The organism is Nostoc sp. (assembly GCF_036917935.1).
Classification (GTDB): domain Bacteria; phylum Cyanobacteriota; class Cyanobacteriia; order Cyanobacteriales; family Nostocaceae; genus Nostoc.
The window spans coordinates 99,355-112,603 of record NZ_JBALEL010000039.1; the positions used below are offsets into that span (position 1 = coordinate 99,355).

Below are 13,249 nucleotides of genomic sequence, written 5' to 3' on the forward strand. Positions count from 1 at the left end.
ACTTCTCTGGACAGACTGTTACTACTACGAAGAATTTTGACACCTAATCCTATTGCCGAAATAACACAAAAGACAGAGGAACACATGGAAAACGATATTATCTTTCAGCCATTGAGATTCCGTAATCTCACAGTCAAAAATCGGATATTTCGCTCTAGTATATCTGGAAGATGGGATAACTATGATGGTTCAGGTACTCAAGCCCGAATCAACTGGGAAGAAAAGTTTGCTCGTGGTGGTGTAGGAGCTATTATTACTTCCTTTGTCCCAGTCGCCATCCGGGGACGAATTATGCCTAATTACGCCACCATTCACTGTGATGAGCGCATTCCTTTTTGGCGAAAAGTAGGAGAAAGAGTCCACGAATATGACTGTAAACTTATCTTACAATTAAGTCATTCTGGGCGACAGCAAGATATTGGTGGTGTAGAAAACTTAGGAAAAAAAGCCTTAAGTTCCACCAGCCAAACAGAGCCATTCCACGGCTTTTTGTGTCAAGCGATGACACTAGCAGAAATTAAAGAAACAATCCAATACTTCGCCGATGGTGCTAGACGTGCCCGTGAAGCAGGTTTGGACGGAGTGGAATTGCACAGTGCTAATGGATATCTTTTTAACCAATTTCTCAGTTCTGGAATTAACGACCGTCAAGATGAATATGGTGGTTCATTAGAGAATCGAGCGCGGTTTTTGCTAGATGTAATTAGAGCAATCCGCAAAGAAGTAGGCAACGACTTTCATCTGCAATTCAAAATTAGTGCTATTGATTATAACAACGCCGTCACCTTTTGGGAAAAACCAGGTAATACCATAGAAGATTCCATCCAAGTTTGTAAATGGGCAGAAGAAGCTGGGGCTGATGCTGTGCATGTGTCAACTGGTAGCTTATTTCCTCACCCACTCAATCCCATTGGTGATTTTAATTTTGATGTCATTACTAAAACTTATGATGCGATGTTGTCGAGTGGCGTCGAAACCACACGTAACTACATTTTATTTCGCAAAGCATTTTTGCATCCAATTTTCAATTTTTTATGGAATCGTGTGAAAAAGCAATTGCCTCCTCAAGCCTTTAGCGGTGATGATGTAAAAGACCCCAAAATCAAGCAGCTATTGATAGAGAACCAAGGCAGAAACTTGCTGGATTCCAGAGAAATTAAAAAGCACGTTAATATTCCTGTATTATGTACAGGTGGTTTACAGCAAGCTTCTTATATTCGTCAGGCAATTAACGAGCATTATTGCGATGGCGTCACAATGGCTCGTACCCTAATTGCTAATAATTACCTAGTTAAATCTTTTCAAGAAGGTAAAGACCTGGCAGATAAACCCTGTACCTATTGCAATAAATGTCTGCTGAATGTAATTGAAAATCCCTTGGGTTGTTACGAGCAGGATCGCTTCAATAGCTATGAAGAGATGATGGAAGAAGTAATGTCAGTCTTTCATGAAACTCAGTTTGCAAATTTATCTAGATGAAAAAGCGATGCGTATCACATCGACAATTTCGCTTACAAATAATCTCGACCAAATGGGGAGTGTTTCATGACCGAACAAACAAACCCTACCCTACTCCCGACCTCAATCAAGGGAATCTTCCAGCGGATTTGGGTTGTGATTGTAGGTATTGTAGCAGTAGCAGTATTTTTCCTTTGGCCTGTTTTATCTAACTCCCCAGTGGATTATGCTGACATTGAAAACCACTTTAAATATGGTTCAATCGGCAGCGAACCCATCAATGGCATCCCTTACTGGATTTGGAAAGTTTTACCAGAACTATTCCCAGATAAATTACCTGGAAAAGGTTATACTTCTCTGGGATTTATCAAAGAACCTGACAAAGATTTACCTATAGGTTTTTCGCAACGGCGAGTCTTTATTGATCGAATTGGGTTAAATTGTGCGGTATGTCATACAGGAACGCTGCGAAATACCCCTAATAGCGAACATCAAGTTATCACGACAATGCCTGCTAATGTGGTTAATTTGCAGGGATATATCAAATTCTTATCAGCAGTTGGTGTGGATGAGCGCTTTACTGCTAATCGGATGTTGCCAGAAATTGAAAAAATAAGTGGTGGTCTTAATCCCATTGAAAAATTACTTTATCGCTTCATTGCAATTCCTCAAACTAGAGATGCACTAATTAATCAGGCATCTCGACTTAAGTTTGTTGAAGAACAGCCAGATTGGGGCCCAGGAAGAGTAGATACTTTTAATCCTTATAAAGCAATTCAATTTCATTTCCCAATGGATAAATTGCGTGAGGATGAACTGATTGGTACTTCTGATTTTCCCTCAGTTTGGAATCAAAAACCCCGTGAGGGATTGCAGTTACATTGGGATGGTAATAACACTTCTGTTAATGAACGAAATAAGAGTGCAGCTTTAGGTGCTGGAGTCACACCCACAACGATTGATTTGCCTCGAATTCAGAGAGTTGCTGATTGGCTTTGGGAACTACCACCACCAAAATATCCCTACGAAGTTAACGAAACTATAGCAGCGAAGGGAGAACAGCTTTTTCAAAGTAATTGTGCTAGTTGTCACGCTTTTGGTGGTGCATATACAGGCAAAGTTGTCCCAATTCAAGAAATTGGTACAGACCCTCATCGTCTCGACTCATATACCTACAAAACGATGTCTAACCAAAATACTCTGTATACAGGGTATCCGTGGCGCTTTAAGAATTTCCGTAAGACTAATGGCTATGCAAATATGCCCCTTGATGGTGTTTGGCTACGCGGCCCTTATCTGCACAATGGTTCAGTCCCCACCTTACGGGATTTACTAGAAACACCAGAAAATAGACCTAAAGAATTCTATCGTGGCTACGATGTGATTGACAGAACAAAAGTTGGTTTTGTATCTGATGTAGGTGTAGAAAACGGTAAGCAATACTTTAAGTTAGATACAACAAAAGCTGGAAATAGTAACAGTGGCCACTTATACGGTACTGATCTTCCCACAGAAGATAAAGATGCGCTAGTTGAGTACATGAAGAAGCTTTAAAAGGAGAAAAAATGAATAATTACGCTAAATGGTTTAGTCGTGTTACTTGGCTCGGCATTATCGTTAATATGTTTTTTGTCATTCCCTCTTGCTTCTTTCCAGAACTAATGCTGACGTTCCTTCAGATGCATATACCAGTGCCAATTATCTGGGTTCGCGCGACGGGAATGCTGTTATTTATTATTAGTGCATTTTATGTTCCTGGAGCTATTGACCCGTACCGATATCAGGCAACTGCCTGGATATCAATATTTCCTTCAAGAGCTTTTGGTTCAACATTTTTCATTTGTGCAGTGTTTTTCTTTGGTCAAGATAAAGGGTTTTTATCCATTGCCTTTGTAGACCTGTTTTTTGGATTAGCGGAAGTAATTCTTCTAACCGTAGCAATGCGCTATCAAAACGCCATTGCAGCAACTCCAGTGAAGCAATTCTCCTAATTCTCATGCCTAGCCTAGTGTGGGCATATTGCCTGCACTACATACAGATTATTCTGCAAAGGAGCAAGAGAGTACCATGACAATACTCAAAGACAAAATAGGTAGGGTAATCACAAGCATTGTTTTAATTGTGATCCTTTTGGCTGGTGTAGTTGGGTATGTGGGATGGTACAACCTTTTTCGAGAGGTTCCCACATATTATGAGTCGCCTGAAGAACACTTTAAATATGGTTCTATTGGCACAGAAGAAGCGCAAGGTGTTCCCTATTGGATTTGGTTGGTATTACCACGAATATTCCCTGATAAGTTACCAGGGCCAGGTGGTTATACTTCCTTGGGAATCACATGGGAAGAGGGTAAAGAAATGCCAGTTGGGTTTACGAAAAAAACCATTGGTTTCCCTCGCGTCGGTATAACTTGCGCTGTTTGCCATACCGCCACCTATAGAACAACAGAGAAAGATAAACCCACACTTGTGGTCGCAGCCCCTGCGAATAAGTTTGATTCACAAGGCTATTTACGATTTTTGAGTGCAACTGCTGGTGATTCCAGATTTACAGCAGATTATATCCTTGATGAAATCAAATATAACTATCGGCTTTCCTGGTTGGAAAACCTGCTTTATCGCTATCTGCTAATACCTCAAACTAAGAAAGCGCTGCTGCAACAAAAAGAAGACTATAGTTGGACAGATTCTCGTCCTAACTGGGGCCCTGGCCGCATTGACCCTTTTAACCCGGTTAAATTCAATACTTTAAAGTTGCCCAAAGATAACACCATCGGCAACTCTGATATGATGCCTCTTTGGAATCAAAAGATGCACAAAGGGTTTGCGTTACATTGGGATGGGTTAGAAACTTCATTGACAGAAACTGTTCAAACTGGAGCAATTGGTGACGGTGCTACCAAAAAATCACTTCCTGTAGCCGATTTACAGCGGGTAGAAGATTTTATTCAAGAAGTACCACCTCCCAAATATCCATTTGCTGTTGATGAACAAGTGGCTGCAAAAGGAAATCAAATTTTTGCTAATACTTGTGCATCTTGTCACGCTTTTGGCGGGGAAAGAACGGGTACTGTCATCCCTGTGGAAGAAGTGGGAACTGACCGCCATCGGTTAGATATGTGGACGCAAGAAGGAGCAGATACTTACAATCATTTTGGTGATGGCTACCCTTGGGATTTTAAAAACTTACGCAAAACCAATGGGTATGTATCTGTATCTCTAGATGGATTATGGTTAAGAGCGCCATATTTACATAATGGTTCAGTACCATCTCTACAAGATTTGTTAGAAAAACCAGAAAATCGTCCTCAGATTTTCTATCGGGGATATGATGTCTACGACCCGAAAAAAGTTGGTTTTATTACTGAGGGAGATGAAGCCAAAGCTATAGGTTTTAAATACGATACGACGGTAACTGCTAATTCAAGTCAGGGGCATATTTATGGAACTGATTTATCTGGTAGCGATAAAAAAGCTTTGATTGAGTATCTGAAAACCCTGTAGTTAAAATAGTTGCGAAATCCTGATATGATTTACCAACTTTCTGACGTTAATCATTTACTAGCAAGTGATACAAAACCAAATCTGAGATAATCATGAAACCATACTTACCGCAAAATGATCCTAATGTTAATGTCCGAATAAATTGGCTAGACAAAAATCGAGAAGAGTACAATTTTAATTACAATTATCTGGCTCCTCTACCAGTAATTGATAAGATTCCTCATAAAGAACTATTCTCGGCGGAATATACTGCGAAACGCTTGGCAAGTATGGCAAGTCTTGTACCGAATATGTTGGCTGCCAAAGCCAGAAATTTTTTAGACCCGCTGGATGAATTAGAAGAATATGAAGACCTTTTATCACTACTACCAAAGCCCGATGTCATAAAAAATTACAAAACCGACTCGTGTTTTGCTGAACAACGACTCTCTGGAGCGAACCCATTAGCTATCCGAAGAATTGATGTATTACCTGATAATTTTGCTGTAACGGATTACCATTTTCAGAAGGTTGCAGGTGCAGAAGCTACTTTGGAAAAGGCACTCAAGGAAGGCAAGCTGTATTTCTTAGATTACCCTTTGTTATCTGATATTCAAGGTGGTGTCTACGATAATGTTAAAAAGTATCTTCCCAAGCCGCAAGCTCTATTTTACTGGCAAAGTCATGATACTAATAATGGTGGTTCTCTAGTTCCTGTTGCTATCCAGATTAATCATGACTCTGGGGCAAATAGCCTGATTTATACACCAGATGACCCCCATTTAGATTGGTTTTTGGCAAAAACCTGCATCCAAATTGCTGATGGCAACCATCAAGAATTGGGTAGTCATTTTGCCTACACTCATGCAGTTATGGCTCCGTTTGCAATTGTAACTGCGCGGCAACTAGCAGAAAATCATCCCATCGCCTTACTGTTAAAGCCCCACTTTCGTTTCATGCTATTTGATAATGATTTGGGACGAACTCAGTTTTTACAGCCTGGAGGCCCGGTTGATGAGTTTATGGCAGGTTCATTGGCGGAGTCTCTTGGGTTTGTGGCGAAGGTTTATGAAGAATGGAGTGTTGAAAAGTTTACCTTCCCTCGGTTAATAAAAAGTCGTCAAACAGATGATCCAGAAATTTTACCGCACTTTCCTTTCCGGGACGATGGCATACTAATCTGGAATGCCGTGCAAAAGTTTGTGTCTGAATACTTGCAACTATATTACAAAATCTCACAGGATATTAGTGATGACTATGAGTTGCAAAATTGGGCCAGGGAATTAGTCGCCCAAGATGGTGGTAGAGTCAAGGGAATGCCAGCCAGGATTGAGACTTTAGAACAACTGATTGAAATCATTAGTGTAGTGGTGTTCACTTGCGCTCCTCTACACTCTGCTTTGAATTTTTCTCAGTACGAATATATGGCTTTTGTACCGAATATGCCCTATGCAGCCTACCACCCAATTCCAGAAACTAAGGGTGTGGACTTGGAAACTATCATGAAGATACTTCCTCCTTTTAAACAAGCTGCCGATCAGGTGATGTGGACTGAGATTTTAACATCGTATCACTATGACAAATTGGGTTTTTATGATGAGGAGTTTGCCGATCCATTGGCGCAGGAGATTGTGGTGCAATTCCAACAGAATTTGCATGAGATAGAACGGCAAATAGACATTAGAAATCAAACTCGTCCCATACCTTACAACTACTTCAAGCCTTCGCAAATTATTAACAGCATCAATACTTGAATTAGCCTTAGTAAAAAAGAGGAATCACAATGTCAAATCAGCAAGTAACCGTCACCGCTCGACTAAAAGTGAAGCCGGGTTTTGAAGAAAACTTCAAGCAGGAATTCCAACCTGTAATAGCTCTCACCCTTACAGAAGAAGGTTGTATTAATTACGATTTGCACCAATCTGTTGACGAGCCATCTTTGTTTCTGTTACATGAAAACTGGGTCAGCCAGGAAATTTTAGCTCAACACCTAGAGAAGCCGTATATTAAAGCTCTGGGTGAAAAGTCAGGACAATTTTTAGTTGAACCTCCTGATGTCAGGTTATGGCAGCAGATTGTGAACAATTCCTAGCTGGTGATAATAATGACATCAAGAGTGTTATTGTATGGTGCAACTGGCTATGCTGGAAAACTCATTGCTGCATCAGCTAAAAATAACGGACTGGAATTAATTTTAGCTGGACGCAATCAAAGTTTACTAGCAGCAGTAGCCAATGAATTAAGTTTGGACTTTCGGGTTTTTGGCTTAGACGATCCGCGATCGCTCGCTCGCTCTCTTGAGGATATAATTGCTGTCATCAACTGCTCTGGGCCTTTCTCCAAAACCTCAAAGCCACTTGTCGATGCTTGCCTCCAAACTAAAACTCACTATTTAGACATAGCTGGCGAAGTACCTGAATTTCAGGCGCTACAAGCACGAGATACTGAGGCTAAAAGTGCAGAGATAATGCTTCTTCCCGGTGTGGGATTTGGGGTTGTCCCTACTGATTGTGTAGCTGCTTACCTCAAACAGAAGTTAGCGATTGCAACACGACTGATTTTAATTTACGAAACAGTGGGCGGTGTATCTCAGGGAACCGCAAATTCAGTGCTGCCAACTTTACATCATATCGGGGTAGTCCGAGAAGCAGGTAAGCTCATCCCATCTCGACCAGCATCGAAAAGACGTAAAATTGATTTTGGTTATGGCCCGGTGACAGCAGTAACAAACCCTTGGCGTGCTGATATGATCACGGCGTTCCAAACTACGGGTATCCCAAACATCGAGGTTTATACCGTATTTCCTAATCCTGTGCGCTTCTTGATGGAGTCGAGCCAGTATTTGGGATGGTTATTTAACTCGTCTTTATTCCAAAGTGCTTTAGCAAGTCTAATTAAAACTCTACCCACTGGCCCAACGGCAGCAGAACGAGCCAAGGGGCAAGTTAGAGTAATTGGTATTGCTGAGGATGAAAATGGTCAACAAGTAACTGCAAAGCTCTTAGGGCCGGAAGCATACGATTTTACGGCATTAGCGGCTGTAGCAGTGAGCAAACGGGTGATTAAAGGCGAAGTTAAGGTAGGATTCCAGACTCCTGCATCTGTATATGGGGCAGATTTTGTCCTTGAGATTCCGGGAGTTATCGGGTTCGAGTCAGGATATTAGAGACCTCTTGCATAAATAAAAAACAAAGAACCCCACCCCGCATTTGCTAACGCAAACGCTCCCCTCCCCGCTTGCGGGGAGGGGTTGGGGGTGGGGTGTGTTGGGGGTTGGGGGTGGGGTTGGGGGTGGGGTGTTAGGGACTTTTGCAAGAGGTCTTTTGATGCTGGCTTTGTTTATACTTGCGAGCAATGGGTACTAACACCCAGGAAGTAAAGACAAGTTTCTAATCATCAAAAGCCGGGGATTATATTGTTATGGCAAAACTCACCCTTCCTAAGCTGGAACGTCACCTGTTTGCGGCGGCTGATATTTTGCGCGGGAAGATGGACGCTTCTGAATATAAGGAATTTATCTTTGGAATGCTGTTTTTAAAGCGGGCTGCTGATGTGTTTGATGTCCGCTATCAGCAAATTGTCAAGAATTTTATGGATAAAGGAGAGAGTGAGGAAGCTGCTAAGGAAAGGGCGGAAAATGATAACCGCTACATTGCAACTGATGCAGAAGCCTATACGTTATTTGTACCGAGAGAATCTCGTTGGAGTACCATAGTTAACACCTTTCATCAACAGATAGGCAACAAACTTAATATTGCTCTACACAAACTTGCTGATGCTAATCCGGCGGTGTTGCAAGATGTTTTTGAGCATATTGATTTTAATAAGCAGGTGGGTGGCAAGAGTACGTTAAGCGATTTGCAGTTACGCCAAATGATAGAACATTTTGACAAGCGATCGCTACGGAATGAAGATTTAGAATTTCCCGACTTATTGGGTGCGGCGTATGAGTATTTAATTTATTTCTTTGCGGACTCTGCTGGTAAAAAAGGCGGTGAATTTTATACTCCCCGTGGGGTGGTAAAGTTAATGGTGCGAATTGTCAACCCCCAAGAAAGGATGGAGGTTTATGACCCCTGCGTAGGTTCGGGGGGAATGTTAATTTTGTCGAAGCAGCACATTGAAGAACACGGTGGAAACTCCCGCAATTTGAGGCTTTACGGCCAAGACAATAACGGGGGAGTTTGGGCTATCTGCAAGATGAATTTATTACTGCATGGCATCCCCAATGCTGTGCTTCAGAATGATGATACCTTGATGGTGCCGATTAAAGACGCGGGAAATTTAAAGCATTATGACCGAATATTGAGTAATCCCCCGTTTTCGCAAAACTACAGCCTGGGTAATAAAGATAACGAGATGGAGTTTAAAGAGCGATTCCGCGTTTTTTGCCCTACGAGTGGAAAAGCTGATTTAATGTTCGCCCAGCAGATGCTAGCGGTGTTAAAGCAAGATGGGATTATGGCGACAGTTATGCCGCATGGGGTACTGTTTCGCGGTGGAGAAGAAAAGAAAATCCGCCAGTTATTTATTCAAGAAGATAATTTAGAGGCGGTGATTGGCTTACCACCACAATTATTTTATGGTACGGGGATTCCGGCGTGTATTTTGGTGATGCGTCCCAAAGGTGCGAAACCGGCAGCGACTCAAGGTAAAGTGTTATTTATCAACGCTGATGCGGAATTTCAGGCTGGACGCGCTCAAAATTCTTTGCGTCCCGAACATATAGAAAAAATTGTCTCAGCTTATCAAGATTTTACAACCAATGCCGATTATCCGGGGATTCCTGGTTATGCGGCGGTGGTGACTCAACAACAATTGGCTGACTACGAATACAACTGTAATATTCGCCGCTATGCTGATAATACTCCACCGCCAGAACCTCAAGATGTGCGATCGCATCTTTTGGGTGGTGTACCCAAGTCGGAGGTGGATGCAAAGCAAGAATTGTTTACTAGTCATGGTTTTGACCCGATGACTTTGTTGCAACGAAGGGAAGGGTAAAGCTGGGAAAACGCTGTCCAGATAATTATAGCGGTTCTCGGCCCAAGTGAGGTACAAGAACCCCACCCCCAACCCCCTCCCCGCAAGCAAGGAGGGGGCTAAGATGTACCTTGTATGATTAGGAAACGCTATAGTTATGATTCTCACAATTATTGCACCCCACCCCCAACCCCCTCCCCGCAAGCAAGGAGGGGGCTAAGATGTACCTTGTATGATTAGGAAACGCTATAGTTATGATTCTCACAATTATTGCACCCCACCCCGCCAAAGCTACGCTTAGTCTCCCCTCCCCGCAGGCGGGGAGGGGTTGGGGGTGGGGTTCTTCGAGTTTAATAAGCAATCAAGTGGACATGATATAACAAGCTGATGCATTGGCATAACAAGCTGATGCATTGGCATAACAAGCTGATGTATTGGCATAACGAGCTGATGCATTGGCATAACAAGCCGATGCATTGGCATAACAAGCTGATGCATTGGCATAACGAGCCGATGCATTGGCATAACAAGCCGATGTATTGGCATAATAAAAACTTTGTAGGGTGTGTTATGCCGTAGGCTAACGCACCTTGATAGAACTTACGCACTCAGTCACATCCCCCAACCCCCTTAAAAAGGGGGCTTTATAGCGGTTGTCAATTGCACGAAATACAGACCTAACCCCCAGCCCCTTCCCTACAAGGGAAGGGGAGTAAGATTCAAAGCCTCTCTCCTCTTAGGAGAGAGGTTTGGAGAGAGGTCAAAATTGATTACGAATTAATAAATATGGAAGAATATTTAGATTTTCAGCCAACGTTAACCGAACGCGCCCAAATTAAGCAGCGCATTGAAACTGATGCCGGAATTGGACAACAGGAGGACAAACTACGGCAAGTTACTCTCAATTGGTGGCTGCAACATCAACAGCGTTTAATTGATTTGCCTAAAAACAAGCAGTTGATGAAGCTGCGGGCAGAATTTTTACAGACCTTTGAAGCGGCGGTGCGTCCCATTGGTTTGTTAGATAGGTTTAAGACTATGGGAATTATTGCTAGCTGGTGGGAAGATGCTTATGAGGTTTCTGCTGATTTGAAACGTTTAGCGAATTTGGGTTTTAAAGGTTTGATTGATTCGTGGGTGGATACAATTCGGGATGCTTTGGAAGATACGGAAAGTAAGCAATCTGGTAATAAGTTTGACGCTTTGAGTCACAAAATTGTCCCGGCGCTGGTTCCGCAGTATTTGCAACAGTTGGAAGATGCTGAGGCGGATGTGGCGACTTTGGAACAGGAGAAGGAAGCGTTTGAACAAGGGGAGGAAGGGGAAGCGTCGGAGGATGGGGAAGTTGTTAACTTTGTCAAGCTATTAGAAGAACAACTGAAGGATTTGAAATATTCAATTAAGGATGGTCAAAAACGGCTGAAGGAATTGCTGGGAACTGACCGCAAGAAGGGGTCAATTAAGTATGAGAATAAGCAGGGGAATGATACAACTGATTTAGAAGAGGAATTGGCTTATCTGCAATCAATGGTGATCCCAAAAGAGCAGGAAATTGCCGAGATCGAGGTGCAGTTACAACCCTACAAGGAGATTTTGGAAAGGTTGAAGGAAGCGCGGAAGTGTGTGCGGGAGTTGAAAGGGTTGCTTGTAAAAGAGTTGGAAGCTGCAAGTGCAGGTTTGAGTGAGGAGAAAGCGCAGGGGTTGGTGTTGGATTTGTTTAAGGCGGATTTGTTGATGCAGTTGGAGAGATATGTGAGTGAACACCGTCAGATGGTGATTGCTGCGGTAGAAAATTGGTGGGATAAGTATCGGGTGACGTTGGGGGAAATTGAAAAGGAAGAGGAGGAGGTTAATTTGCAGTTGAGTGATTTGTTGAAGGGGTTGGGGTATGAATAATAATACTTTAAAACTTAAACAACTACCTAGTGGCTGGATTAAATTACCACTCGTTAACTGTTGTTCTTTAATTAAAGATGGAACTCATGGCACACATAAAAGGCTGAATACTGGGATACCTTTACTGAGTGCAAAAAATATTACTGAAAGTGGTGGCATTTTTTGGGATGAGTCTGACTCATTTATAAGTGAAATTGAATATAAAACAATACATAGAAAATATGAGCTAGAAGATGATGATCTCCTACTAACAGTAGTTGGGACTTTAGGCCGTCGTGCTTTAGTAAAAAAAAGTGATCGTTTTACAATTCAGAGAAGTGTTGCTGTCTTACGCTGTGATAAAAATTATTTGATTTCGAGATATCTTTATCACTTATCTGCAAGTCACTATTTTCAAAGGCAGCTAGTTATACGGTCAAACTCTACGGCACAAGCAGGGCTATATTTAGGAGAATTAGAAAAAATTGAGATTGCAATTCCAAAAATTACTGAACAACAAAAGATTGCTGGAATTCTCGACGCGATTGATAAAGCGATCGCACTCACCGACACTCACATCACAAAACTTAAAAAAGCTAAAGCCGGACTGCTGCACGATCTCCTCACACGCGGTATTGACGAGCATGGCGAACTGAGAGATTATACACGTAACCCTGAATTGTTTAAGCGATCGCCCTTGGGGATAATTCCGAAAGATTGGGATATTTCATCAGTTGGTTTTGAGTTCGATATAGTTTCAGGCTTCACTCTTGGAGAACATCGAAGACCACGTAATAAGAAACGGAAGTATCTGCGTGTTGCCAATGTAAAACGTGAAAAAATTATTTTGGATGATATTGCAGAGCTTGAGGCTAATGAGGATGAATTTATTAGCCGTAAACTTCAAGAAAATGATTTACTTATTGTTGAAGGTCATGCAGATCCAAATGAAATTGGAAGATGTGCCCTTGTTTCAGATGGAGCAGTTAATCTGACTTTTCAAAATCACCTTTTCAGACTTCGTTCTAAGGTAATAAATCCCAAGTTTGCATTATTTTGGCTAAACAGTGTATGGGTTCGTTCTTATTGGAAATGTTTGTGCGGAACCAGTTCAGGATTGAATACCATTAACCAAACTATGCTGAAAGCTCTATTAGTATTAGTACCTAACAAAGAGGAGCAAATTGGTATTGTTGAGCGAATTGAGATATATACACAACGAATTATTAAAAAGGAAACGTATTTAAATAAACTCAACCTCTTAAAAAAAGGCTTAATGTCCGACCTATTAACCGGACGGGTGCGCGTCAAAATTTAACCAAAAAAGAATCTAACGCCGTGTGCAACTTTACTTTTAGACCTAACCCCCAACCCCTTCCCTACGAGGGAAGGGGAGCAGGAATCAAAGCCTCTCTCCGTTTCGGGGAGAGGTTTGGAGAGGGGTTTTAAGAAT

The 13,249-nt window shown here is 42.0% G+C and carries 10 protein-coding genes; all 10 read left to right on the forward strand.

The window, feature by feature from the left end; all coding sequences use genetic code 11:
* Nucleotides 1-36: 36 nt before the first annotated feature.
* The 10 genes from V7K62_RS17785 to V7K62_RS17830 all read left to right on the forward strand — a co-directional run bounded on the left by V7K62_RS17785 (nt 37) and on the right by V7K62_RS17830 (nt 13,114).
* On the forward strand, nt 37-1,479 hold the full coding sequence (locus V7K62_RS17785; RefSeq protein WP_334866224.1) for an NADH:flavin oxidoreductase: 1,443 nt from the start codon (nt 37-39) through the stop codon (nt 1,477-1,479).
* Between the two features lie 66 nt (nt 1,480-1,545).
* Nucleotides 1,546-3,012, forward strand: coding sequence for a cytochrome c (locus tag V7K62_RS17790; protein ID WP_334866226.1), 1,467 nt, complete (start codon nt 1,546-1,548; stop codon nt 3,010-3,012).
* Between the two features lie 11 nt (nt 3,013-3,023).
* Nucleotides 3,024-3,449: a hypothetical protein gene (locus tag V7K62_RS17795; protein WP_334866228.1), complete on the forward strand. Its 426-nt coding sequence runs from the start codon at nt 3,024-3,026 to the stop codon at nt 3,447-3,449.
* Nucleotides 3,450-3,525: 76 nt separating this feature from the next.
* Nucleotides 3,526-4,959: a c-type cytochrome gene (locus tag V7K62_RS17800; protein ID WP_334866230.1), complete on the forward strand. Its 1,434-nt coding sequence runs from the start codon at nt 3,526-3,528 to the stop codon at nt 4,957-4,959.
* 92 nt (nt 4,960-5,051) lie between these two features.
* The gene (locus tag V7K62_RS17805) at nt 5,052-6,692 is read left to right on the forward strand and encodes a lipoxygenase family protein (RefSeq protein WP_334866232.1); all 1,641 of its coding nucleotides are present in this window, start codon (nt 5,052-5,054) and stop codon (nt 6,690-6,692) included.
* Between the two features lie 29 nt (nt 6,693-6,721).
* Nucleotides 6,722-7,030: a putative quinol monooxygenase gene (locus V7K62_RS17810; protein WP_334866234.1), complete on the forward strand. Its 309-nt coding sequence runs from the start codon at nt 6,722-6,724 to the stop codon at nt 7,028-7,030.
* A 12-nt stretch (nt 7,031-7,042) separates the two neighbouring features.
* Nucleotides 7,043-8,104 (forward strand): saccharopine dehydrogenase family protein, encoded by a 1,062-nt coding sequence (locus V7K62_RS17815; RefSeq protein WP_334866236.1) that lies wholly within the window; start codon nt 7,043-7,045, stop codon nt 8,102-8,104.
* A 254-nt stretch (nt 8,105-8,358) separates the two neighbouring features.
* Nucleotides 8,359-9,942: a type I restriction-modification system subunit M gene (locus tag V7K62_RS17820; RefSeq protein WP_334866238.1), complete on the forward strand. Its 1,584-nt coding sequence runs from the start codon at nt 8,359-8,361 to the stop codon at nt 9,940-9,942.
* Nucleotides 9,943-10,707: 765 nt separating this feature from the next.
* Nucleotides 10,708-11,817, forward strand: a complete 1,110-nt coding sequence (locus V7K62_RS17825) for a hypothetical protein (RefSeq protein WP_334866239.1) — start codon at nt 10,708-10,710, stop codon at nt 11,815-11,817.
* Nucleotides 11,810-13,114: a restriction endonuclease subunit S gene (locus V7K62_RS17830; RefSeq protein WP_334866240.1), complete on the forward strand. Its 1,305-nt coding sequence runs from the start codon at nt 11,810-11,812 to the stop codon at nt 13,112-13,114. The genes V7K62_RS17825 and V7K62_RS17830 overlap by 8 nt, the downstream gene beginning before the upstream one ends.
* Nucleotides 13,115-13,249: the final 135 nt, after the last annotated feature.